General features: G+C 59.1%; 29 protein-coding genes and 1 pseudogene. 15 read left to right on the top strand and 15 right to left on the bottom strand.

Annotated elements, in window-relative coordinates:
• Positions 1 to 235: 235 nt before the first annotated feature.
• Complete coding sequence (locus tag PJE01S_RS25930; RefSeq protein ID WP_068833900.1) at positions 236 to 646, bottom strand: hypothetical protein; 411 nt, start codon at positions 644 to 646, stop codon at positions 236 to 238.
• A gap of 96 nt (positions 647 to 742) precedes the next feature.
• A pseudogene (locus tag PJE01S_RS26185) lies at positions 743 to 1,000 on the bottom strand (DUF2255 family protein); the annotation flags it as partial.
• A gap of 394 nt (positions 1,001 to 1,394) precedes the next feature.
• Here PJE01S_RS26185 and PJE01S_RS11465 point away from each other — a divergent pair.
• Positions 1,395 to 3,206, top strand: coding sequence for an L-lactate permease (locus PJE01S_RS11465; protein WP_068833759.1), 1,812 nt, complete (start codon positions 1,395 to 1,397; stop codon positions 3,204 to 3,206).
• 204 nt (positions 3,207 to 3,410) lie between these two features.
• Here PJE01S_RS11465 and merR read toward each other — a convergent pair whose 3' ends face one another.
• Positions 3,411 to 3,821 (bottom strand): mercury resistance transcriptional regulator MerR, encoded by a 411-nt coding sequence (gene merR / locus PJE01S_RS11460; RefSeq protein WP_068833758.1) that lies wholly within the window; start codon positions 3,819 to 3,821, stop codon positions 3,411 to 3,413.
• 42 nt (positions 3,822 to 3,863) lie between these two features.
• On the opposite strand from merR, the gene merT reads away from it, so the two are divergent.
• The 3 genes from merT to PJE01S_RS25920 are packed head-to-tail and all read left to right on the top strand — an operon-like array spanning position 3,864 to position 4,792.
• The gene (gene merT, locus PJE01S_RS11455; protein WP_068833757.1) at positions 3,864 to 4,244 is read left to right on the top strand and encodes a mercuric ion transporter MerT; all 381 of its coding nucleotides are present in this window, start codon (positions 3,864 to 3,866) and stop codon (positions 4,242 to 4,244) included.
• Between the two features lie 12 nt (positions 4,245 to 4,256).
• Positions 4,257 to 4,541 carry a mercury resistance system periplasmic binding protein MerP gene (gene merP, locus PJE01S_RS11450; RefSeq protein WP_068833756.1) on the top strand — a complete coding sequence of 95 codons (285 nt, stop codon included), beginning with the start codon at positions 4,257 to 4,259 and terminating at the stop codon, positions 4,539 to 4,541.
• Positions 4,538 to 4,792 (top strand): GDCCVxC domain-containing (seleno)protein, encoded by a 255-nt coding sequence (locus PJE01S_RS25920; protein ID WP_084389480.1) that lies wholly within the window; start codon positions 4,538 to 4,540, stop codon positions 4,790 to 4,792. Before merP ends, PJE01S_RS25920 begins: the two co-directional genes overlap by 4 nt.
• Here the strand turns inward: PJE01S_RS25920 and PJE01S_RS11445 are convergent.
• Together PJE01S_RS11445 and PJE01S_RS11440 are read right to left on the bottom strand one after the other, a co-directional pair.
• Entirely contained in the window at positions 4,777 to 5,439 is a 663-nt protein-coding gene (locus PJE01S_RS11445) for an NrsF family protein (protein ID WP_068833755.1), read from the bottom strand. The genes PJE01S_RS25920 and PJE01S_RS11445 overlap by 16 nt on opposite strands.
• Positions 5,436 to 6,095: a sigma-70 family RNA polymerase sigma factor gene (locus PJE01S_RS11440; RefSeq protein ID WP_068833754.1), complete on the bottom strand. Its 660-nt coding sequence runs from the start codon at positions 6,093 to 6,095 to the stop codon at positions 5,436 to 5,438. Before PJE01S_RS11440 ends, PJE01S_RS11445 begins: the two co-directional genes overlap by 4 nt.
• Before the next feature lie 147 nt (positions 6,096 to 6,242).
• Here PJE01S_RS11440 and bufA1 point away from each other — a divergent pair, with 147 nt between their 5' ends.
• The 4 genes from bufA1 to PJE01S_RS11420 all read left to right on the top strand — a co-directional run bounded on the left by bufA1 (position 6,243) and on the right by PJE01S_RS11420 (position 8,716).
• The gene (gene bufA1 / locus PJE01S_RS11435) at positions 6,243 to 6,563 is read left to right on the top strand and encodes a BufA1 family periplasmic bufferin-type metallophore (RefSeq protein ID WP_068833753.1); all 321 of its coding nucleotides are present in this window, start codon (positions 6,243 to 6,245) and stop codon (positions 6,561 to 6,563) included.
• 14 nt (positions 6,564 to 6,577) lie between these two features.
• On the top strand, positions 6,578 to 7,468 hold the full coding sequence (gene bufB / locus PJE01S_RS11430) for an MNIO family bufferin maturase (protein ID WP_068833752.1): 891 nt from the start codon (positions 6,578 to 6,580) through the stop codon (positions 7,466 to 7,468).
• The gene (locus tag PJE01S_RS11425; protein ID WP_068833751.1) at positions 7,440 to 8,234 is read left to right on the top strand and encodes an HvfC/BufC N-terminal domain-containing protein; all 795 of its coding nucleotides are present in this window, start codon (positions 7,440 to 7,442) and stop codon (positions 8,232 to 8,234) included. The genes bufB and PJE01S_RS11425 overlap by 29 nt, the downstream gene beginning before the upstream one ends.
• Positions 8,235 to 8,302: 68 nt before the next feature.
• Positions 8,303 to 8,716 carry a DoxX family protein gene (locus PJE01S_RS11420; protein WP_245660747.1) on the top strand — a complete coding sequence of 138 codons (414 nt, stop codon included), beginning with the start codon at positions 8,303 to 8,305 and terminating at the stop codon, positions 8,714 to 8,716.
• Positions 8,717 to 9,136: 420 nt separating this feature from the next.
• Here the strand turns inward: PJE01S_RS11420 and PJE01S_RS25145 are convergent, their stop codons facing one another.
• The 3 genes from PJE01S_RS25145 to PJE01S_RS11410 all read right to left on the bottom strand — a co-directional run bounded on the left by PJE01S_RS25145 (position 9,137) and on the right by PJE01S_RS11410 (position 11,178).
• A complete protein-coding gene (locus tag PJE01S_RS25145) occupies positions 9,137 to 9,298 on the bottom strand; it encodes a hypothetical protein (RefSeq protein ID WP_157090297.1) in 162 nt (53 codons plus the stop codon).
• A 447-nt stretch (positions 9,299 to 9,745) separates the two neighbouring features.
• On the bottom strand, positions 9,746 to 10,537 hold the full coding sequence (locus PJE01S_RS11415; RefSeq protein ID WP_068833749.1) for a DUF2182 domain-containing protein: 792 nt from the start codon (positions 10,535 to 10,537) through the stop codon (positions 9,746 to 9,748).
• Positions 10,534 to 11,178 carry a DUF1326 domain-containing protein gene (locus PJE01S_RS11410; protein WP_068833748.1) on the bottom strand — a complete coding sequence of 215 codons (645 nt, stop codon included), beginning with the start codon at positions 11,176 to 11,178 and terminating at the stop codon, positions 10,534 to 10,536. The genes PJE01S_RS11415 and PJE01S_RS11410 overlap by 4 nt, the downstream gene beginning before the upstream one ends.
• 126 nt (positions 11,179 to 11,304) lie before the next feature.
• Here PJE01S_RS11410 and PJE01S_RS11405 point away from each other — a divergent pair, with 126 nt between their 5' ends.
• Entirely contained in the window at positions 11,305 to 11,676 is a 372-nt protein-coding gene (locus PJE01S_RS11405) for a type 1 periplasmic-binding domain-containing protein (protein WP_068833747.1), read from the top strand.
• A 123-nt stretch (positions 11,677 to 11,799) separates the two neighbouring features.
• Positions 11,800 to 12,240 carry a cupin domain-containing protein gene (locus PJE01S_RS11400; RefSeq protein ID WP_084389479.1) on the top strand — a complete coding sequence of 147 codons (441 nt, stop codon included), beginning with the start codon at positions 11,800 to 11,802 and terminating at the stop codon, positions 12,238 to 12,240.
• A gap of 368 nt (positions 12,241 to 12,608) precedes the next feature.
• Here PJE01S_RS11400 and PJE01S_RS11395 read toward each other — a convergent pair whose 3' ends face one another.
• Both PJE01S_RS11395 and PJE01S_RS11390 read right to left on the bottom strand, forming a co-directional pair.
• Complete coding sequence (locus PJE01S_RS11395; RefSeq protein ID WP_068833746.1) at positions 12,609 to 12,974, bottom strand: cupredoxin domain-containing protein; 366 nt, start codon at positions 12,972 to 12,974, stop codon at positions 12,609 to 12,611.
• A 30-nt stretch (positions 12,975 to 13,004) separates the two neighbouring features.
• A complete protein-coding gene (locus tag PJE01S_RS11390; protein ID WP_068833745.1) occupies positions 13,005 to 13,544 on the bottom strand; it encodes a DUF4142 domain-containing protein in 540 nt (179 codons plus the stop codon).
• Positions 13,545 to 14,247: 703 nt separating this feature from the next.
• On the opposite strand from PJE01S_RS11390, the gene PJE01S_RS26310 reads away from it, so the two are divergent.
• Positions 14,248 to 15,204 carry a TniQ family protein gene (locus tag PJE01S_RS26310; protein WP_369406097.1) on the top strand — a complete coding sequence of 319 codons (957 nt, stop codon included), beginning with the start codon at positions 14,248 to 14,250 and terminating at the stop codon, positions 15,202 to 15,204.
• Here PJE01S_RS26310 and PJE01S_RS11385 read toward each other — a convergent pair.
• The 3 genes from PJE01S_RS11385 to PJE01S_RS11375 form a co-directional block, all read right to left on the bottom strand.
• On the bottom strand, positions 15,197 to 15,505 hold the full coding sequence (locus PJE01S_RS11385; RefSeq protein WP_068833744.1) for a hypothetical protein: 309 nt from the start codon (positions 15,503 to 15,505) through the stop codon (positions 15,197 to 15,199). The genes PJE01S_RS26310 and PJE01S_RS11385 overlap by 8 nt on opposite strands.
• A 332-nt stretch (positions 15,506 to 15,837) precedes the next feature.
• Positions 15,838 to 16,242, bottom strand: a complete 405-nt coding sequence (locus tag PJE01S_RS25140; RefSeq protein ID WP_157090295.1) for a hypothetical protein — start codon at positions 16,240 to 16,242, stop codon at positions 15,838 to 15,840.
• Between the two features lie 334 nt (positions 16,243 to 16,576).
• Complete coding sequence (locus PJE01S_RS11375; protein WP_068833742.1) at positions 16,577 to 16,789, bottom strand: site-specific integrase; 213 nt, start codon at positions 16,787 to 16,789, stop codon at positions 16,577 to 16,579.
• Positions 16,790 to 16,848: 59 nt separating this feature from the next.
• Between PJE01S_RS11375 and PJE01S_RS11370 the strand changes: the two genes are divergently transcribed.
• Entirely contained in the window at positions 16,849 to 17,064 is a 216-nt protein-coding gene (locus tag PJE01S_RS11370; RefSeq protein ID WP_068833741.1) for an AbrB/MazE/SpoVT family DNA-binding domain-containing protein, read from the top strand.
• A gap of 188 nt (positions 17,065 to 17,252) precedes the next feature.
• On the opposite strand, the gene PJE01S_RS11365 is transcribed toward PJE01S_RS11370, so the two are convergent.
• Positions 17,253 to 18,176 carry a LysR family transcriptional regulator gene (locus PJE01S_RS11365; protein WP_068833740.1) on the bottom strand — a complete coding sequence of 308 codons (924 nt, stop codon included), beginning with the start codon at positions 18,174 to 18,176 and terminating at the stop codon, positions 17,253 to 17,255.
• Between the two features lie 82 nt (positions 18,177 to 18,258).
• On the opposite strand from PJE01S_RS11365, the gene PJE01S_RS11360 reads away from it, so the two are divergent.
• The 3 genes from PJE01S_RS11360 (at position 18,259) to PJE01S_RS11350 (ending at position 21,287) form a co-directional block, all read left to right on the top strand.
• Positions 18,259 to 19,179 carry a carbon-nitrogen hydrolase family protein gene (locus PJE01S_RS11360; RefSeq protein WP_068833739.1) on the top strand — a complete coding sequence of 307 codons (921 nt, stop codon included), beginning with the start codon at positions 18,259 to 18,261 and terminating at the stop codon, positions 19,177 to 19,179.
• 31 nt (positions 19,180 to 19,210) lie between these two features.
• Complete coding sequence (locus PJE01S_RS11355) at positions 19,211 to 20,443, top strand: trans-sulfuration enzyme family protein (RefSeq protein WP_218017515.1); 1,233 nt, start codon at positions 19,211 to 19,213, stop codon at positions 20,441 to 20,443.
• Between the two features lie 346 nt (positions 20,444 to 20,789).
• Positions 20,790 to 21,287, top strand: a complete 498-nt coding sequence (locus tag PJE01S_RS11350) for a peroxiredoxin family protein (RefSeq protein WP_068833738.1) — start codon at positions 20,790 to 20,792, stop codon at positions 21,285 to 21,287.
• 1 nt (position 21,288) lies between these two features.
• On the opposite strand, the gene PJE01S_RS11345 is transcribed toward PJE01S_RS11350, so the two are convergent.
• Positions 21,289 to 22,239 (bottom strand): transporter family protein, encoded by a 951-nt coding sequence (locus PJE01S_RS11345; protein ID WP_068833737.1) that lies wholly within the window; start codon positions 22,237 to 22,239, stop codon positions 21,289 to 21,291.
• Positions 22,240 to 22,505: the final 266 nt, after the last annotated feature.

The following is a 22,505-nucleotide window of genomic DNA, read 5'->3' as shown; positions in this document are numbered from 1 at the left end:
TCAAGAATTGAAGTTGACGCTGTTCCACGGGATTTCTTCTGTGAGCAGAATAAGGTGCCAGATGGATCTACATAAACGGGCATACGAGGCTGGAAAGTACCGTCAGGTACCTGGCCATTGAGCGGCTACATATTTCCGCAGAGTTGGCACATGGTTGAGAGGCCTCATAGAGAACATTCCGTCTTGCCAATAAGGCCGGCACAGTCGGGCTGCCGGGCCCAGGGCGGGGCGAGGGTCACTGGTTTTCGAACAGGCCCCCGGCGTTCAAAATCTCGTAAGCAATTTCAGGCCGCTGCTCCAAACTGCGCTTGATTGCTGCCGGAATGGCCTGGCGCGTCTTTCGGCACAGGCCGGGCTGCTCATGCACCAGGATCGTGATTCCGCGGAGGCTGCGGACTACGTTGGGGCTGGTGCTGATGCTCAGCCGGATGCCGACCTGCTGTTCCATCCGCTCTTCCATATGCCGCAGATCGCTGAGGCTGCTCAAGTTTTCAAGCCGGTGCACCAGGCGCTTCTCATCCTCGCGGGTCAGGCGTAACACGCGCAGGTCGCCACCAGGGTTCTCCAGCAGCGCATCGCGCCCGCAGTTGCAGGCGCCGGGCGGGCATTCGGTGCGTATGGGGAAGGGGGGCAGAGTAGTAGTCATGGGCATTGCCATTCTTTGTCTCGGGCTGAGATGGCAGTTTGAGCAATCATAGTCAGACTTGGGTACCCCACCATCGCGAGGAGTTACCTTCACGGTGGCTGAGCGGGCAAGCGGGCCGATCACTAGCCCCAGGTTTGGGCTGCCGCGATACTTGGCGTGGTAGGCGTCGTTGATCGGGCCCTCGACCGGCTTGAAGATCACTTCCCTCGTCATGCCGGCAGCGATGATTGGACCCGCTTTCTGCGTCACGGCAGCCTGGTACCAGCGAGAGTTCCGCCCGTGATAGCCGCGCACGTAGAGATCATCGTCGACAGCTGCGGACCAGGTGAAGAATCCATGAATGAGACTGAACACCTACCGTAATCCTCAGTCTTTTTCAGCCAACCACCGCCAATTCTTTGTTAGACAGGATTGCAGCGGGAGCGGGCACTCGGCCATGGCGACTCGGCCTGCGGAATCGGTAAAAAGCGGTCCTCCAAGCATTTTTCCCAAAAGCGCGACCGCGATTGACAGGTACAAAGTAATGCACAAGAATGAAAGCAAAGTCGTCCGGGAAATCCGGTTTGGATAACTGAGGCAACGACCGTGAATCGAGTCATGCGCATTGAGCGTAGTTCAGGCAACACTGCGCGCGGTGATACGCAGATCAACATCAGGTGTTGTGGACCAGTGCGCCGTCAAGAGACAAGAACACAGACTGCGTTTCCCAGGAAATAGCCGCCGCGTAGTTCCGTCAGGTGGAGGACTTATGTACTATCAAAGTTACAATCCGATGGGGAACGTGTTCCTTTCCACTTTGGTAGCAGCGCTTCCCATTGTCGTTCTGTTGTACTTCATCGCCCTGCATCCGCATCGCGACGCCCAGGGAACGAAGCATCTGGGCATCTCCGCTCCTTACGCGGCATTGTGCGGCGTGCTCGCCGCCTTCCTCGTCTCCTGCGTCGCCTTCAAGATGCCACTAGCGTCGGCCGCGTCGGCTTTCGCACTGGGCTCACTCTCGGGATTCTTGGGGATCATCTGGATCATTCTGGGGGCGATGTTCCTCTACACGATGACCGTGATCAGCGGAAAATTCGAGATTGTGAAGGAATCCATTATTCAAATCTCCTTCGACCGGCGACTCCAGTGTGTGCTAATCGCTTTTTCTTTCGGCGCGATCATCGAGGGAACTTCGGGCTTCGGCACGCCGGTGGCCATCGCCGGCGCCGTGATGGTGGGCCTGGGATTCAAACCTTTCCAGTCCGCCGTGCTGAATCTCCTCGCCAACACCGCCCCGGTCGCCTGGGGGGCGATCGGCACCCCCATCGTCGTGCTGGCTTCCGTGAGCGGCCTGGACCAGGTCACGCTCTCCGCCATGGCCGGTCATCAGTTACCCTGGGTTTCACTGCTGGTTCCATTCTGGCTGGTCGCTGTTTTCGTGAAGATGGAGGGTGGCACGTGGAAGGAAGTCTTCGAGGTGTGGCCAGCGACGCTGTGCGCGGGTGGGTCGTTCGCGTTGATGCAGTATTTCGCCTCGGGAACCAATCAATTCCACCTGATGACCGATGTCGTATCGGGCGTTTTCTCCGTCATCTGCACGGCTTTGTTCCTGCGTTTTGTCTGGCATCCGAAGACCCGTTTTCTTCTGAAAACGGAGCGCGAGGCGCTCGCGAAAGCCGGAAAGTCCGCGGCCGTGACAACCGACCGCAGCACCTGGAAGTACTCGTACAGTGTGGGGGAAACAATCTACGCCTGGATGCCGTGGACCATCCTGATCATCTGCTGCGCGGTATGGGGTATGCCCGCATGGAAGAGCTATCTGAATGCGCTCTTCTCCGGTGTCACATTCAAGACCACGCTGCTGGGCTCGCCGTTTACGGGTACGCTGTCCTTGCCGGCATGGGATATGCCGGCGCTGCACAACCTTGTACAGCGTACCCCACCGGTGGTCTCGGCCAGCGCCAAGCCCGAGGCGGCGCGCTTCGTCATCAACTGGCTGTCGGCCGCGGGGACCGGCGTGTTCGTTGCCGCCATACTGTCTGGTTTGGTTCTCAGGTTGAGCGCGACGCAGTGGAAAGACGCCGTTGTTCGCACCGGACGCCGCATGGCGACGCCCGTTGTGGTCATCGCTCTGGTGCTGGGGCTCGGGTTTCTTACCCGCTACTCGGGCACGGACGCGGTCTTGGGTCTGGCCTTCACCGGCGCGGGCGTGATGTATCCGTTCTTTGCGGCGTATCTGGGCTGGCTGGGCGTGTTCCTCACAGGGTCGGACACGGCGTCCAACGCCTTGTTCGGCAGCCTGCAGCGAATCACGGCACAACAGCTGCATCTGAACGAGATTCTGATTGTGGCGACCAACTCAACGGGCGGCGTCATGGGCAAGATGATCGACGCACAGTCCATCATGGTGGCCTGCGCCGCATGTTACGACGATTCGCACGAGCGTGCGCATGCGCTCGGACCCATTTTCCGCAAGGTGTTCTGGTACTCGATCGCCGGCGCCGCAGTGATCGGTGTGATCGCTATGCTGCAAGCCTATGTCTTCCCGGGTGCGATCCCCCTACCACCGCCGCCCAAGTGAGGTCTCCGCATAGCTCGCCTGGTGATATGCCGCAGTTTGGAGGAGCCGGTCACACGGAATGTTGGAATTTTCTCGCTTGGCCGTCATCAAAAACGGCTTGACAAACGAGTCCTCATGGAAGCGGTCGTTCGTGGCGGTCAACAACGGGCCCGCAGACGACATTCGCTACCCAAAGAAGCGGACACTTGCTCCACTCTCGCCTCATCAGCGGGTCTCCTGCAGGGACGCAATCAGCGGGCAGGCGATTTTGCCCCGTCCGGCGGCGCAACGCCGGACCAGATCGGCCAGGGTGGACTCCATGCGCCGCAGATCTTCGAGCCGGTGGCGGACATCGGCGAGCTTGTGCTCGGCTATGTCCCTCGCCTGCGAACAATGCGTGCCGTCTTCAAGCTGCAGCAACTGGGCGATCTCGTCCAGCGTGAACCCGATGCGCTGGGCTGCCTTGATGAAGCGCACACGGGACACCTCCGCTGGACCATAGCGGCGAATGCCGCCTTGGGGACGTTCGGGCTCGGGCAGCAGCTTCTTGCGCTGGTAAAACCGGATGGTTTCGACATTGACGCCTGCCTCGACGGCCAGCGCGCCTATGGTGAGTTTGTGTAATGGGTATTCCATGTCGCTTGACTCCGTACTCAAGTACGGAAGTAAGCTTACTTCATGTTTCCAGAGTCATTCCAGAGAGAGGGTCGCCCCCCGCTGCAGACCGGTCGTGCTGCACTGCTGGCCGGAGGTGTGGCGGCGCTGCTCGCCTCAACCTGTTGCCTGGGGCCGCTGGTGTTGATCACGCTCGGTTTCTCGGGCGCATGGATAGGCAATCTGACCCTGCTTGAACCGTATCGCCCCATCTTCATTGGCGCGGCGCTGCTGGCATTGTTTCTTGCATGGCGGCGCATCTGGCGGCCAGCCGCCAGATGCGCTGTGGGTGAAGTCTGCGCGCGGCCACAAGTCAAGCGTGGCTACAAACTGCTGTTCGGTCTGGTGGCCTTGTTGGTGCTGGTCGCACTGGTCTTTCCCTACCTGGCGCCCTTGTTTTACTGAAAGGAGTCAAGCATGAAAAGACTGTTGGCCATGACTGCCGTGGCCGTGTTGATGGGCCCGGTCTGGGCCGCGACCAGGACGGTCACGCTGGCCGTGCCGGGCATGGATTGCCCGGTGTGCCCGATCACCGTCAAAAAAGCACTCACCCGGGTTCCGGGCGTGAGTCAGGCCGAGGTGAACTTCGACAAGCGTCAGGCGAGGGTCACGTTTGACGATGCCAGGACCAGCGTCGATGCCCTGACCCAGGCCACCCGAAATGCGGGCTATCCGTCAACACTGATAGGGACTTCGAAATGAGCGCGGTGCTCCTGGATTCGACCCTGACCTGCCCGCATTGCGGCCACGCCAAAACGGAACGCATGCCCACCGACGCCTGTCAATGGTTTTATGAGTGCACGGCCTGCCACGCCGTACTCAAACCGAAACCAGGCGACTGCTGTGTCTTCTGCTCGTATGGGACGGTGCCGTGCCCGCCAATTCAGGAACACGGTCGGCTGGTCGGCTGCTGTGGCAGATCAGCCGTCTTTTCAGCTCACCTGCCGCCGTAGCCGGCAAGCCACTCCAGCAGGCGCTTGCCATAAAGCCCGCTGAAGGTCAAGAACAGCGCCGCAACGCCGAAGTTCCAAAACAGGATCAAGACCGTTGCGTCGATCGGATGAAACAGTGACAGTGCGACCGCCGTCATCGCGGCGACCGCAAGACTCCCCATCATCGCTACGGGCACCGGTGACAGACGCGCCATGTAGCGCAGCATGAAGAGCTGCACCAGCGACAGCGGGATGCTGGTGAGCGCCAGCGTGGCAAAACAGCGCGCGGTTTCGCCGGGGGACATGCCTTCTGGTCCCATGCTGACCCAGTCCGTGAGGCAGCCATAGCCAATCGTGGAAATCCACGCGGCCAGCGCGGGCGCCGGCAGTAGCTGCCACCATCGCGATCGGCCGGGAACACTCGCCATAAACGACGCTATCGCAGCCAGAACGCCGGTCGCCAAGGCCGCCGCAAGGCCGGCGGCAAAAACCGGTTGGCGCAGCTTGAGCAGGAGATCCGGTCGCACGCCATGACCGAAGGCGACCAGCACCAGTATCAGCGCCGAAAACAGCAGCCAGCAAAGCGCCCGCAGCGCAGGCGGCCGCAGGCGCCGCACCGGTTTTGCGTCAGCCACCAGTGAATCGATGACTTCGGAGGTTGAGATCATGTCCGGTCTCCTGACTTTTCGATCATCGCGCGCAGCTTCTTCAAGGCCCTATGCGTTGCCACCTTCAACGAAACAACCGACATTGCGCTGGCCGCCGACGCTTCCTGCAATGACATTTCTTCGAGTTTCAGCATTCGTATCGCATCCCGTTGTCCGGCGGGCAGATGCTCAATGGCTTCGCGCAGCACGCGGGCGTCCGCTGCCTCTTCCTGTAAGTTCGCGTGGGAGGCCCACAAGGTTTCGTGTTCGAGCTCAATCGGTAATTCATGCGCACTGGAACGCTCCTGCCGCCTCAGCCCGTCAACGATGCGCCGCTTGGCGATGGTAAGCAGCCAGGGGCCGAATGGGAGGGCCGGGTCGTAGGTGTGGCGCACCGTGTGCACGGTCAGAAGAATGTCTTGAACCGTATCCTCAAGATCGCTTCGATTCCCGATGCGGCGGGCTGCGAGCGCCCGTAAATAGGGCGTGATTGCTTCGAGCAGGCGTCGGTAGGCATCACGGTCACCCCCTTGCGCCCGTGCCATGAGGATGGACCAATCGAGCCTGCCGTCGGCGCGGGTCTCCGCGGCGATGGGTTCGCGCCCGGGTGCCTCCGGACCTTGGGCATCCGGCTCCGGACTCGGCGTTGGACCGATTGGCAGCGTTTTGGAGGACATGACCGATTTTCCACTTTGGAGGGACCATTTCGAACAAATAAATGTTGCGTGCCCAGTAACCTTTGCTCGCCGCCGGTCGAATCTCATTTCAGGGTTGCAATCCTGCGCCCCGTGAACCTACCTTTTTTAGCTTGAGGAGAAACCCAGATGAGCAAACAGGTATTGGCAGCTTCGACGCTGTCTGCAACGATCGGTCTCGCGCTGGCATTTCTGGCGGTGCCGGGACAGGCGCAGGGCACGAAGGACATGAGCAACGCGCCGCAGGTCGTCAAGGACAACATGATGCGGATGACGCAAAACAAGCTGGAGAAATGCTACGGCATCAATGCGGTGGCCAAGAACGATTGCGCGGAAGGCGCGCATTCCTGCGCCGGCCTGTCCACGCAGGCGCGCGACGCAAAGTCCTTTGTGCTGCTGCCGGCGGGTGACTGTTCCAAGATTCAGGGCGGCAAGCTGAAGGCAAGCTAGGCGGACACAAGCCTATGCGAGTCGCTTTGGCCAAGGCGCGGGAGGCACCTGACCAAATTCCCGCGCGCGCCGGTATCGGGTTGCGCTTTCGGCACCATCAGCCGGTCGCCGAGGCGCGTCCCGATGTCGCGTGGTTCGAGGTGCATAGCGAAAACTACATGGGCGGCGGCACGGCGCCACGCTACCTCGACGCGATTCGCCGCGACTACCCGATCTCGCTGCATGGCGTCGGCCTGTCCCTGGGCAGTGCCGACGGGCTGGACACCGCCCATCTTGGGCGTCTGCGAGATGTTGTCGACAGGGTAGAACCCGGACTGATCTCCGAGCATTTGTCGTGGAGCGTGAGCGGCGGCACCTATCTGGCCGACCTGCTGCCGCTGCCCTTGACTGAAGAGGCCTTGGCCATCGTCTGTCATCATGTCGACCAGGTTCAGATGCACCTGAGGCGGCGCATCCTCATCGAGAATCCGTCGACTTATCTGCGTTTCCGGCACTCGACCATTCCCGAGTGGGAGTTCCTGGCGCATGTCGCGCAACGAACCGGCTGCGGTATTCTGTGCGACGTCAACAATATCTACGTCAGCGCCTGCAATCACGGCTGGGATACGCTGACCTACCTTGCGGCCTTGCCTCCAGCGGCCATCGGCGAAATCCACCTTGCCGGACACAGCATCCGCGAGTTCGGTCGGGGCAGGACGCTGCGCATCGACGACCACGGCTCGCGCGTCGCGCCGGCGGTCTGGACGCTCTATCGAGAGGCGCTCGCGCGCTTCGGCCCGATTCCGACACTGATCGAGTGGGATACCCATGTGCCTGCGCTTGAAGTCCTGATGGAGGAAGCAGCCGTCGCCGAGGTCATACTCAAGGAACACCGCCATGAGGCCGCCTGCGCCAACATTGCTTGAACTCCAGCTGGCGATTCGCCACAGCCTGCTGGGCGGCGTGGACGGGGACGCATCGGCCTTTGTCATCAACGAAGGATTGGACCCGCAGGAGCGGATCGGCATTTACCGCAACACCTCGGCCGGCGTGCTGGTGACGGCACTTCGCCTGGCCTTTCCGGCCGTGCAACATGTGGTGGGCGTGGAATTCTTCGAGGGCGCGGCGCGCCTGTTCGCGGCGCAGGCTCCACCCCGCAGTGCCTGGCTGGATGCGTATGGCGCGGACTTCCCGCAATTTCTGGCACAACTTGGGCAGGCGGCGTCGCTGCCTTATCTGCCGGACCTGGCCAGGCTCGAATGGAAGGTCAACCTCGTGCTGCACGCGGCCGACGCCGAACCGCTGGAGATCGCGCGTCTGGCGACCCTGGGCGAGGCAGCGCTCGAAGACCTGCGCCTGGTGCCGGACCCGGCGACGCAACTGCTGCGCTGCGAGTTCCCGGCCGACGCGGTCTGGCACGCGGTGCTGGGGCGTGATGATGATGCCATGGCGGCGATAAACCTTGCCGACGGTCCGGTCTGGCTGCTGGTTCAACGAACGGGCGACGATGTCCACACGGTGCGCCTGAGCGAGCCCGAATGGCGGGTTGCCGCAGCGCTGTTTTCGGGGCAACCACTGGGCGCGGCGCTGGCGGCGGCATCTTGTGCCGAGCCGCACCGCTTGCTCGCCGCTCACCTGGCGCGCGGATGCTATGCGAGTTTCAGCCAGGCGAGCCGGACGATGGCGCTTTAACCCCGGACGATTCGAACATGAAAAATTCGCCCCCATCCATCAAGCCGCAAGCGGCGCATGACAACCCGATGGTGCGCCTCGTCGGTTGGCTCGACCAGGTGCCCTACACACTCCTGGCCATCCCGCTGCGGCTCGCGGTGGCCACAGTGTTCTGGAATTCCGCCATGACCAAGCTGGCCAATTGGGCGACTGCCGTGGAGCTGTTTCGCGAAGAGTACAAGGTGCCGCTCATACCTCCGGAAATTGCCGCCTACATGGCAGTTTCGATCGAGTTGAGTGCGCCAGTACTGCTGGTGCTCGGATTGGCGAGCAGGCCGGTGGCGCTGGTACTTCTGGGCATGACCGCGGTCATCGAGATATTCATCTACCCGCAAGCCTGGCCTACGCATATCCAGTGGGCCGCGATGCTGCTGGTGCTGCTATGCCGGGGGGCCGGAAGCTGCTCCCTCGACCATCTGCTGCGGCAGCGATGGATGAGATAGCTCGGTGCACCAGGCAGACATGGCACAGATTGAGCGTCGAGGTCTCTAAATGGCATCTGGGCCACCTGATTGGACTCAACGGTTGAGTGGTCTAAACCCAAATGGAGACTGGCTGGCCAGGATGCTTCGACCGTGGGCTGATGCCCGAGGCTGCGGCACCTACCCGGTGCCCACGCATGCCAGCATGAAATCGACAAACGCCCGCACCTTGCGCGTCCTTAAGCGCCGACATCATCGGCGGCGCGGTTGGGCCCCAATCTATTTCAGCACACGGTCCTGCTTGGGCTTGATAGGGCAGGGGGCCGCTTCGGGGTATTGGCCCCGCAAATTGGAACGGTTCCATCTAGAACAGCCTGCCGACAGGCTAATGGGGTCTGGCAAATGATCAACTAACAGCTACGTAGCGTTGGCTCTTAGCGCCTAAGCGCTACCGGGGACTCGCGCCGTCACTGCGGTGCGCCGGCGTGCCTGCACCTCCCGCCCCCAGCGGCTACCGCTGACAATGACCAACACGGCCAGGAGATGGAAGGCGAGTTGCAAATCCGTGGGCTGGGCCTCGCAGCCCACCAAGGCAGGGGCCATGCGTACCGATGGGTGATACCGCCCGCCCAAGCTTGCGCCTACGATTGGCCGGGGGAACTGTTGGGATAACGCTGGATGCTCATGGCTTGCTCCTATGAAGAAATCATGGGCCCGGACTGTCTACCAGACCGTGGGAAGTCCAGTCTGCTGTTGACGGTCGAGAAAAAATCCGATTGGCAGTTGGCACTAAACGGCACCGAATTGCCGGTCGACGGAGCTAACGAGAAAACTGTCATTGGGCACTTCAAAAACCAGGATTCCAGATTGCGGCCACCGGTCACAGGCTCCATCGCGCCCATTGCTGTCCTACCGCTCTCGCATTTGGTCGCCGCAAAGCAGCCGGTCATCCAGGCGTGCGCGCAGGTCCTGAAGCATGGAAATTGCCGCCACAGCGCCCAATCATGTAGCCTCGTATGGCTCCCGCTTCTTCGAAAGTGTCCCTGGGTTTCAAACAAGAAGGGTCGCACCCGCCCAGAGAATCATGAGTGCTCCCGATACCCTGCCGAATGTAGCCCCGGCCGGCATCAGCTTCTCGACCAACACAAAGAGCATCAGCGCGGCGATCCAGATCAGGTTCATGATCCCGCCGACGAATAGCAAGGCCATCAGCAGCCAGCAACACCCCACACAGAAAGCGCCGTGGCGCATGCCAAGCATGAAGCCCGCCCCGATACCCGGGCGCGCGTACTGGGTCAGAAAGCGAACGGGTGAGCGGCACTGGGTCAGACACGCGCGCTTGGTGCCGGAAAACTGGTACAGGCCCGCAGCCGCCAGCACCCCCGCCGACAGGGCCGCGCTGCGCGACCAGAGCATCATCCCCGAGATGAGCCCGGCGGGCTCGAGCATCTTTTGCAGCGTCGCGGCCACCACCGAAAAGGCCAGCCACACCACCAGATAGCCAGCCATCAGAAGCGAAGTGGCCGCGTAGCGGCGGGCCATGGGTCCCGACTGCCGCTCCAGCACCTTCGAATAAAGCAGCACCAGCGGCGTCGCGCTGGGCGTCATCATGGCAATCATCATGACCCACCACATGGCGGCGACGATCCGCCAACTCGCCTCCATGCTGCCTTCCATGCTCGTCTGGCGATGGGGAAACAGGCTGAGGGTGGTCATGTCGAGCGCCGACATGCCCATTCCAGCCCCCTGCCAGATGTACACCCAGGAGAGTGCGAAGACTGCCGCGATCCCGCAGACGATGATCGGGCGCTCGTGCCGCAGCAGGGCCTCCGGTCCCATCACACGGCTGCGCGATGGCGCACGATACCCTTGTTGTTCAAGTGAAGCCGGGCGAACTGCGCGTAGCTGTTCTTCAGGTCGACCGCGAGCTTGCCCATGGATCGGCTGGTCGCGGAGCCGATTTCCGCGATTTCATATTCAAAGCCGTTCGGAAGGTCGATGCGGGCACGGTGTTCCTGGCCGGTGACGGGGTTGCGGATCGGCTCACCGACGAGATCGAACACGTCCTGGACATGCACCACGCCGCGCCGGCCCTCGACATTCACGTCGTAATCGATCCTGGTGAAGATCGGCTCATAGACTGTTTCCATGGTCGAGGCGAACACTGAGAACATGGTTGCAAAGGGCTCGGTTTCCTCGCCCGACATGATCTTCAGAAGAGCCTCGCGTTGCTGCGGTGACGCCTTGGTGTCGACGATGGGCTGGCACTTGCCTTTGCCTTCGTGGATGGGGCCGGGCCAGCTGAACACCACGCCGATCTTCAGCCCGTCGAGCGGCACCTCCCCGAAGTGGCCTTTCTCGATGGAGATTGCCCCCATGGCTTCGCAGAATCCCTTGGTGGGTAGTGCATTGAACTGGCACGGGCAGCCGTACGAGCAATTGCAGTTGATCAGCTCGGTGCCCTGAATGTCCCATGGTGTCATGGCGCGCTCCTCAGTACGGAGGGTCAGAGTAGCACCCGTGATTGCGCACGTCAATACTGAGTCTGGACAAGCCGCGATGTCAAGCCTAGAGTGGGTTCCCCTTGGTTGATGCCGGGAGAAAAGGCAATGAAGCTCAACGAGATGATCGCGTTGACCGCCATCGTATTTTTGGGACTCACCGCAGCGCCACGCTTTTCCACTGCCCAGCAAGCAGCCAGCACCGCACGGATTGGTCTGATCCTCAATTCGGCTTTTTCCCCTCGCGCAACGGCTTCTACGGCAGGCAACGGAATACCCGCGCAAGCAACTCCCGCACTGGAAGCATTTAGGCAAGGTCTTTGCGAGCTTGGCTATGTCGAGGGTGAAAATCTTGCACTCGAAGTGCGATATGGTGCCGGCCAGGTCGAAAGACTTCCCGGGCTCGCCGCTGAATTGGTCAAGTTCGAAATGAATGTCATCGCAATGACAAGTGCAAATACCCCCTCCTTGATGGACTGAGCCCGTCCGGCATACTCCGTCGGTCGGTTGACGCCCCAAAGGCGCGGGCGTATTTTGCTTTGCTTGATGTTTCCGGGAGATTCACAAATGGAAACTGCAGATCAAAGATAATTCGGATGTGTTGTGTCCGGTTCGGCCAGTTATGTGAGCAGGCAGGGATCGAAATACACACCGGGCATCAGCAAAGAGTCGGTTGGAGCGCAGGCGCTGTTTCTCGGAATGGTCACGATTCCCCCTGAAGGTCGAACCAAGGCGCATATTCACGCACTTCACGAATCGGCTTTCTACATGATGAGAGGGGGCGAAGTCGAACTGTGGACGGGCGGCGCGCTGGAGCATCGGGAAGTGGCACATCCCGGGGACTATCTCTTTATTCCCGCTGGTGTTCCGCATGTCGCGGTGAACCGTCGCGAAGTGCCCGCAGTGTTCATTGGTGTACGTAATGAGTCGACGGCCCAGGAAAGCGTTGTGATGCACCCCGAACTGGATGACCGGGGGGCCATAAGACCAGCTCAAAAGCAATGCGACCGGTTGGCAATGAAACGATGGGTCATCCTGCGATGATTCGCTTGGCGACCGCGCACTGCACGCGGTATCAAGGGAAAAAACGAGGAGCTTACCGTGGCAAGAATTGAAGCAAAGCTTGCGGAGATGGGGCTGGTGCTTCCTCCGCCGCTGCAACTCCCCGCAAATACCCGCATGCTGTTCGCCTGGGCGAGAAGCTGACATTCGTTGCCGGTGCTTGGAACTCGGGGGCGGTCATTCGACTTGGGATGTCAGTTTTTCCGTTTGACCGGCTCTTGTGCAGCGCGAGCGAGTATTGATTGAAATCAGGCGGCGGGCAAGCCTCGAATCACAACCAGCCATTGGAGATGCCTCCCGAAAGCCCACAGTCGGATGGAAGTGAGTCGGCACCACGAAAAGCGCAGAACTCATTCGACTGTCAGCGCTCCCTTCATTGTCGGATGAAGCTTGCAGATGTATGCGAATTCGCCTGGGGTGCGCGCCGTGTACTTCCATGAGCGGCTGGCCGCGATGTCGTGCGAATCAAAGACGCCGTTTGCGGTGACGGTGTGAGGAAACGGGTCTTTATTGATCCACACAACCATGTCACCGCGTTTGACCGTGAGGGTGTCGGGCGCGTATTTCAACGCTTCGATAACAACAGTGTGCGTTACGGGCTTCCCAGCGGCAATCGCGCCGGGGTCGACGCGGAGCAAGCCCACGACGCATACCAGCGCGACCACTAGCGGATATGTCCACCTGCGACCGTAACGTTGCTCAAGCAACGCGGTCATATGTGTCTCTTGCACGCCGGGTATCTGTCGCTATTTGCTGAGCGATGCCTGCATCATCTTGGCATGCTCGAGATGCGCGACGAAGGCCGGCCGGACCTTGACGATCAGCCCCTTGAGCTCTTCGTTCTTGGCATTGGGCACCAGTGTCTTGTCGATCGCGTCCAGTACGGCCTGATGATAGGCAACCTCGTTGTCGATGTAGGCCTTGTCAAAGTCTTTGCCCTTCAGCGCTTTGAGCTTCTTGAGGTTGTCCTCGCCGCCGGACATGAGGCTCTTGCTGGTTGGGTTGTCTTCTGGCTTGACCTTGAGCTTTTTGACCAGCGCGGTAGCCTGTTTGTTGACACCAGTGTGGTCGGTGACCATCTGCTTACCAAAGCCCTTGACCTCCTTGTCGCTGCCTTTCGACACGGCGAGCTTGCCCGCATTGATGTCGACCTGGTTCGCTGTAACCACAATGTGCGCGATCTGCGCGTCCGTGGGTCCGGCGTCGGCGGATGGACTACCTTGCGCCAAGGCAGCACCGGCCGCGAGAGCCAATGCGCAGGCGAAAATGATGCTCGATGATTTCATGACCTTCTCCTTACGTGACTATCGGTTGAGATTCACACAGGTCCAGTACTACAACAGCGTCGTTGTCTATGATGCGCGTTTTATTCGAAGAGGCAACAAAAATCCACCCGTCCGGGATTGATTTGTGCGTCAGCGAACAGTGTATGGTCTGTTTAGAGTAGTGCTTCTCGATTGTCCCCTTCCGCTTCGGGCGCTGAAGATCCACACAGGTAAAAACCTGTGACCGACAGTTACCGCTGCACAAGCGACGGCCCAACAAAAAGTTGATTGACGCCTACGATAAAGGGCTGGTTCGCAGAAGCGTTGTCAATGACCTGTCTGGAGCGCCTGCTCCAAGGCCAGGGTCTAATTCGAAGGGCAGCTCCCGCTGCAAGGCGGCTGACCGGGTCAATGGTCATCGCCAGCAGTCTGGTCAACGAATACAGGAACGGTGGTCAGTTTGCACCGGTATTCGCAAAACCATGCCCATTCATCAGTCCTGCGTCGAATACGCGGCTGCTGTGAACTCTATTAAGTAAGTGCGCTCCGCTTAAGATGAAGCGTTTGTTGTGAACTCTATTACTTTGTTGTGAACTCTATTACTTCAAACCAAGACCTGGTTTGATTGAAAAGAGTCCACAACAACCTTTCAGAGAGAGATCCACATTTTGGTGTCAGCGTTTTATTGTCTAAAGTCCACAACTTTTCCAAGGAAGCAGTTTTCGTGAACGTAGCATCAAGAATAGAGTTCACAACAGCCCTTCCAGCGTTTTCTCCGCTTCTTCCTCCGGGCTCGTTGATCTATTCAGCGGTAGTAATTGCCCAGAGATTTGGGGGGTATCCGAGTAGAGGGCTTGCGATGGAACGAGTTTACGGGCACCGCAAAGGGATCGCATCCAATCTTTTCGGTGTGGGTGCGAATAACATTGCCCGCAGCTACTTTGCAGACTCCCTGACACCAGATCAGGTGCTTCGGCAAAATACCCTTTTTGGGTTCTACGCATTAGGGCTCAGCAAGTCTGTTGAGTCAAAATGGGCGGCCCAGTTAAAGGTGGGAACGTCGGTGAGACCTGCTCAATACAAAAGAATCTATGTGCCTGAGGCGGGAGCCCTCGGGTTGAGGTGGTGCTCAATTTGTGCTTGTTCCGATCAGTTGAAGCTGGGGTTTGCCGCTTGGCGAGTTATTCATCAGCTGCCATTCATCCGCTCCTGCTCAGTCCATGGGGTGCCCTTAAGCGTGTGCTGCGAAGATTGTAAGAGACCACTAGACACCGGAAATCAGTTCAGGCTACCTGGGGAAAGTTGTACCGCATGTGGGTCAGCACGGTTCACTGATCTACCGGCAACTGCGAATAAAGGATATCTCTCGTTGATTTCGCAATGCGAGGACGCGTTTTACACGCGAAGTGAAAAATTCAGACCAAACGCATGGGCAGAGCTGGTAAAAAAGTTTCGAGCATCTTTTGATTCTCCTCGTACAGCGCTAGAAGTTTTATCAGACCGAATTGGTACAAAGTGGGGGGTGCAATCACCTGACGGCGTGAGTGAAATTCTCCTGTTTCCACTTGACAAATATTACGTGCAGTCTTCGCTTAGCGGACACACCTCAAGCAGCTCACTTGTCGCTCAACTCATTGTTTTGGATGCTATGTATATGGGTATGCCAGATGGATCTACGTAAATGGGCGCGCGAGGCTGGAAAGTACCGTCAGGTAACTGGCCATTGAGCTGGAGATCTCGAAGACGGCCGATATCCAGGCTGCTTTCGGCTGCGGAGTCAACCGGTCGATACAACAGCATCCGCCTCGCAGTGCGACTATGCTAGCTATTTGCAATTTCGCGGGGAGTATTCGATGCAGCTCAAAGGTATTGAAGCAGTGAGCGTAGTCCATCAGATCAGGTGCGATCGATGTGACAAAGAAGCCCTGCGTGGCGAGCCCGGTTTCGCAGAAATGACGTCCATCGGCTTCGATGCAGGCCATGACTCGATTTTTGGTGATGGAAATCGCGTAGAAATCGATTTATGCGAGACATGTTTGCGTGCAACCCTGGGTACTTGGCTTAGAGTGCGAGCACGCGGGAATATCGATCAAATGCCCCAGGAATAAACTGCGACAGCTGTCGAGCATCCTCAAGCAACCATCGACAGCCAGAAACCCGGCCGCTTTGCGCATCTATACGGCGTGCTTACAGCCGAGGAGATGGCCGGAGACCTGAAGTGTGCGCCGGAGGCGGTTTACGAACGCGCGGTTGCCGGTGAATTCATTGTCCTCTTGTCGCTAGCCCGAGTCGATGGCCGGCGCTACCCCGCGTTTCAGCTCGATGAACGCCTGGATAAATCGCTGCTTAAGCAAATCATCCGGGAATATCGCGACGCCGACGTCTCCTCGACCTTGCTCTGGAGTTTCCTGCGGAGCCCGCAAAAGATATTTGCCGGCCTGACCCCCATTGAAATGATGCTGGGCGGTATGCCACCAGCACCGGTGACGCGCTGCAAAAACGCGTCGAAGCTGCGCCGAAATTGCTGCACGTGCGTGTCTTTGCGGATGATGCCGCGGTCAGGTGCGACTGCTTGAAATTCCACGACTTCGCGGCCGACAGGATGCGCGACCTTGCCGGAGATGCTCACGACAACCGACACTTCGCGCGGCAGCTTCGCGGGCACATGGCAGGTGTAGCTACCAGAGGGCTGAGTCGCGTACGCTTTCGATTTGCTCACGTTCTCGCTGGAGCCGACGCCCTCGCCACCACTCCAAAAGCGCCAAGATCGCGGCGGTAGCAACAAACGCTTCCCAGAGCCTGAGGGGGCGATCAATAACAACTGGAGCCGCTACCCAGAGTAAGGCTCCCAGCAAGACTGCGACGACAAGAGTGCCGACGGACGTGAAACGCATGGTTCGGATAGTCACAAGTCCATTTTCCACAAGGAAGGCGCCAAATCGTTGGGGAAAACTTTGATCGTGGTCTGCACGCAACGTCAATGGACTGACCAGTGCAGTGGCACCCCGGGCGAACGAAGCGAGGCGCCATAGCCGTTTCCGGCCGAAAACGGTCTATATCCCGGTCAGCTCTGAAATTTCCAGTGCGCCATCCACTTCGATTCCCAAGTAGTGAACAGTGCTCTCGAGCTTCGTGTGTCCCAGTAAGAGCTGCATGGCTCGAATGTTTTTGTTGCGCTTGTGGATCAGCGTGGCCTTCGTTCTACGGAGCGTAGTGCGCTCCATCATAGTGATGGTCAAAAATTCACCGAGAATTTGGCTGATCAAATCGACAATTTCTTAACGATGTTGTACCCTGACCTAAAAGTGCTCAGTAAGGAACACAGATGTCTGAATCAACCATCACAGCAAAAGACCAAACTACTGTCCCAAAGCTTATTCGTGATGCCATCCGCGCGCAGCCTGGGACCAAGTTGAAGTGGCATGTTATGTCAGGCGGGAAAATTATCGTGAGGGCTAAGACGAAGTCAATACTTGAAATGCAAGGAATGCTAAAGCCGCCTAACAAGAAGAAGGTTCGCATCGAGGATATGAATCCTTAGCGCTGAAGGTCGCCTTGAGCCCCTTGCCGACTTTCTGATTGCTACCGTGCAATTCCGCATTGCAGCGAATCCGGCCATTCAGTAACTACCGAAGCGCTGAAGAGTTACGTCCCAGGCCGCGACATTGACGCGTTTTCCCGGCAACAAACTCCGGCCAGGCGTGACCGAGTCAACCGAGCTTGGCCAGATCACTGCCACTTGTACTCCGCCAACAACCCGCCCACGACAGCCTTCACCTCTTTGATGGCCGGGTCGCGCAGGGTGTCCATGCGCCAGCCCAGTTCGATCGGGTAGCGCGGCATGTCCAGCGGACACGGCAACAGGCGCAGCCCTGTGCGTGCGGCCAAAGCTCTGGCCGCATGCAGCGGCAAAGTGGCCACTGCGTCGCTCCCTTGCAGCAGGAAGGGCAAGGCAGCGAAGTGGGTCGTAGAAGCGAGGACCTGCCGTTGCAATCCCATGGCGGCGAGTACTTCATCGACCACCCCGACAAAACCGCCGGACGAAACCAGCAGATGCCCGCGGCGCACGAACTCTGCCACCGACAGATTAACCTGTCCGGCGGGCAGGCTGTCGGATTCAACCAGACAGGCATAGCGCCCCTCGCCGAGGGCTTCGCGGCTGAGCGAGCGTGACGAAAACCCACCCGCGGTGACGCCCAAGTCGAACTCGCGCGCCATCAGCATCTCCGCCACGATCCGGCTATGGGTTTGCCGGAAAACCAGCCGCAGTCCCGGCGTGCGCTGGGCGACAGCTTCGATCAAGCGCGGGCCCAGTGCGATCTCGAAATCGTCGGACAGGCCTATCGCCACCGAGCGCCCTTGGTAGCCGCCTGACTGGCTCGATACCAGTGCCAGGCTCTGCCGACACTTATTTAACGCTTCGCAAATCAAGGGCTTCAGCTCGTTGGCCCGCAGCGTTGGAGCCAGTCCGCGCCCAGTACGGACGAACAAGGGGTCGACGTACAGCGTGCGCAAGCGGCCGAGAGCCGCGCTCACCGCCGACTGGGTCAACCCCAAGCGCAAGGCGGCCCGGCTCGCGCCGCCTTCTTCATACAAAGCCTCGAAGACCTTGAGAAGGTTCAGATCTGTCGACTCGATATTAATTCCATTCATATCATTCAGTGACGATGCTACGTTGATTAATTCTATGGGACGGGAACAATGGCTTCATCCAATTCTGCTGAGGCTGTATTCCATGTCCACATCTATCGTCGCCGCGCTCCAGATCGGCTCTTCACCCGCCGGCAAAGCCGAAACCCTGGAACACATCCTGTCGTTCGAAGCCGAGATCGCCGCCGCAAGCGCCTCTCTGGTGGTGATGCCCGAGGCACTGCTGGGCGGCTATCCCAAGGGCCAGATCTTTGGCACCCGCCTTGGCTACCGCTTGCCGGAAGGCCGGGAAGAGTTTGCCCGCTACTACGCCAATGCCATTGACGTGCCCGGCCCGGAGACCGAAGCATTGGCCGAGCTGTCCCGGCGCACCGGCGCCAGCTTGGTTCTGGGTGTGATAGAGCGCGACGGCAGCACCCTCTACTGCACCGCCTTGTTCTTCGATCCGCAGCAGGGCTTGCTGACCAAGCACCGCAAACTGATGCCGACCGGCACCGAACGGCTGATTTGGGGCCAGGGCGATGGCTCGACTCTGCCGGTGGTGGAGTCGGCGGCCGGTCGTCTGGCCTCGGTCATCTGCTGGGAGAACCACATGCCGCTGCTGCGCACAGCCATGTATGCCAAGGGCGTCCAAATCTGGTGTGCCCCGACCGTGGACGAGCGCGATATCTGGCAATGCTCGATGCGCCACATCGCCCACGAAGGCCGCTGCTTCGTCATCAGCGCCTGCCAGGTGCAGCCTTCGCCGAGCAAATTGGGCATCAAGGTGCCCGACTGGGATCCCGAACGTCCACTGATCCGTGGCGGGTCGCTGATCGTCGGCCCAATGGGTGATGTCCTCGCCGGCCCACTGATGAACCAGACCGGCTTGGTGACGGCGTCCATCGACATCGAAGAACTGGTGCGCGCGCGCTACGACTTCGATGTGGTCGGCCACTATGCGCGTCCGGACGTGTTCAGCTTGACCGTCGACGAACGGCAAAAGCGTTCGGTGAATTTCGTTTGAGTAAGCGCAGTTCGTTCGAGGAGATGCACGAATGATGATGAAAGACAAGGGTCCTGATCCGGCGAGACACCGTTCTCCAGGCTTGCGTACCCTCGCAGTCCATGCGGGTCAGAAGCCGGATGCCAGCACAGGCGCGATTGCAACGCCCATCGTTGCAACCTCCTCTTTTGCCTACGACGACTTCGACGCCGGTGTGGCGCGCTTTTCAGGGAAAGCGCCGGGCTATCTTTACAGTCGTTTCGCCAATCCAACGGTCGCGGCCTTTGAGGCCAAAATGGCGGCGCTTGAGGGCGGCGACGGCGCGGTGGCATTCTCCAGTGGGATGGCCGCAATCTGTTCGAGCCTGTTCGCCGTGCTCTCTGCCGGGGACGAAATCGTGTCTGTCGGCACCCTGTACGGCGGCACTGAAGGGATCATGCGCAACCTGTTGCCTCGGCTGGGCATTCGCAGCGTCCATGCACCGACGGTGGACGATCTGCAGGCACGCATCAGTGCGCGGACGAAAGTGGTCTACGTCGAGACTCCCACCAACCCGGTGCTGGGAATTACCGATCTGGCTGCGGTGGAGAGCATTGCACGCAATGCAGGCATCATCAGCGTCGCGGACAACACGTTCGCCACTCCTTGTCTATCGAGACCGCTGGCGCTGGGTGTCGACATCGTTGTTCATTCAGCCACCAAGTACATCGGTGGTCACGGCGATGCCACCGGCGGCGTGGCCATCGCACGCGCTGAACTGGTGGAGGCGATCAGGTCGACCGGCATGAAGCAGTTTGGCGCGTGTTTGAGTCCCCACGATGCGGCGATGCTAATGCGGGGCTTGAAAACGCTGCCCTTGCGCATCGAGGCCTCCTGTGACAACGCCGAGGAGATTGCCGAGGCGCTGAATAATCATCCGGCGGTGGAGCGAGTGCACTATCCGGGGCTGGCGAGGCATCCAGGCCACGCGGTTGCCCAACGGCAGATGCGCCGCTTTGGGGGCATTCTTTCTTTCGAGCTGCGAGGAGGACTGCCCGCCGCGCGCTCGTTTCTCGACGCACTGACGCTTGTCACCCAGGCCGTATCCGTGGGCGATACGGACTCGCTGGCCTGCCACCCGGCGTCAACAACACACAGCGCCGTTGACGAAGCGGTTCGCCGCCAGAGTGGGGTGACGGACGGTCTCGTCCGCATGAGTGTCGGCATCGAAGATATCGCGGACTTGCTCGCCGATGTTGAGCAGGCGCTGGTAAAGGCCTCGCTCTACTCAGGCGCAAGGTCTTGACGAGGCGGTACGCCCGACCCGACCGGCTCCGTTCGCTGCACTGCAGGCGCTCAAGCAGAACACGTTGACCGGCTAGTTTGGACCAAAATTCGACATTGGCCCGGTCCCCGCGAGTGGCAACTTCGCAGCGTTTGCGGGTATTGGCCAACGGCGGCTTTCTGGAGATCCAATCTCTAATTTTGGCTTGCCGGTCAGCTGTCGTTCGACCTCACTTGAACTCAACGACAGCTTCCAGAGGCGTGCAGCCGTAGGTATCCAGAATCGGTCATGCAGTAACTTGGCCTGCGCAGTCGTTGCTAGCCGTGCGATAGATATCAGGACATGTAGAGATGCGAAAATCTTGCTCATGAACCGCTTGTTGTTTATTGTTATTTTTGTTTTCTCTCTGCCAGCCATAAGTGCCGACTTGGTAGTCGGATCACCCGCGCCCGACGTCGAAGCAACGCTGCTCGACAGCCCCACGCTGGTCCGGCTGTCGGCCAACCAGGGCAAGGTGACCATCATCAATTTCTGGGCCACGTGGTGTGCGCCGTGCAGAGAGGAGATGCCTGCGATTCAGGCCTACTACGACAAGCACAAAGCAGAAGGGCTGGAAATTTTGGCCATCAGCATGGACGATGCGAGCAACCTGGAAAAAGTCAGAAAGGTCGCCCAGAGTTTCACCTTTCCCATCGCGATCAAGTCAGAAGCCAACTTCAAAGGACTGGGGCGAGTCTGGAGGATGCCGTCCACGTTCGTGGTCGACAAAGACGGCATCCTCAGAAAAAACGGTCATGTCGGTGATCCGGAAGTCACGCTTCCTTTGCTGGAATCACTGGTCACGCCGCTGCTAAACAGCCGGTGAATCAAAATTCGACGCGGGTACCCACTGAGAAGATGTATTTCGCCGCAAGCTGAAAACCATTGAGCTTTCGGTAAATCGGCAGCTGCACGGATCCATACACCTTTACCTTTTCGGTTAGCGGGGCTGTGAAGCCAGGGCTCAAATAAACCGTTGTGCCGCCGCTGTCATCTGGCGCGGCATTCGCGCCTGAGTCTTTCCCCAAAAACTTCACGTTAAGCTGAACTTGCGGCACCACCTTGTCAAACCCCAAGTACCGTAACCCGGCATTCAGGTTAAGCGCTTTGCCAGGCTTGTAGTCCGCACGGCTATTGAGCGGAATCTGAACTATGGCCTGGGTGAAGTAGTTCCAGTTCTGAGACAACGGCGAAAATCGGAAAGCTCCCACAATGGCGTCCGTTGTGCCCGTTCCAGGCTGCAAACCGCGATCAAGCGGCTGTCCAGCAATAGGCCCTCCGTCGAAGTTCTGGGTATAGCTGCCAGTGGGCAGCTTCAGGCCAAATTGAACACCCAAGTTATGTTCATCTGAAAGACCCATGTAGCTTCCAATCACCTTGATATCGCCGATGCTCTTGGTGTGAGAAGTGCCAGCATCCGTGCCGTCGAAAGCAAAGCCATTTGTTCCATGTGCGCGATCAAGGTAAGGAACCTGGACATTGACCGACCAATATGCGTTCCAGCGATAGTCGAATCCGGCTGTGACAGTTTGACTCTTTGTATAAAGCTCTTGTTCATGACCGTCTACAGGGAAAACCGCGGGCGTGCCGGTTCCGCTACGGATTTGGTTCTGGTTCAGGTAGTCATAACGAAGGTCGAATCTGAATCCATTGCTTGAAGACAGCCACTCCACGTCCACATCCGAGCTCAGCGAACATCCGTCGCTGGCACAGGCGAATACGGCGGTGGAAGGTAATACAGCCAAAAATGCCAGGAGGCATTGAGTTTGTTTTTTCATATCGTTCTCCCTCGGGCGGGGTTAAAAACCCATCGCCAAAATTAATAGGTTAGGCCGTCGCTGGAACGGACAGCTCTTTTGTAAAAAATGAAATGGCGGACGCCACAAAGGGAAACCAGAAGTTTCCCGGACGTCAATTCAACGCGCAGTCTTCAGCAATGAAGTGGAGGTGCGCGCTGCTGCGCTGACGACCAAGGCAGTCGTAGATGCAAGGGCAGGAGGTCACGCGAGTGATCAACGCCTTGGTCACCTGGAGAAATGACGGG

It is taken from the genome of Polaromonas jejuensis NBRC 106434, from assembly GCF_001598235.1.
Lineage (GTDB): Bacteria > Pseudomonadota > Gammaproteobacteria > Burkholderiales > Burkholderiaceae_C > Polaromonas > Polaromonas jejuensis.
This window is presented reverse-complemented; position numbering and strand designations above follow the sequence as displayed.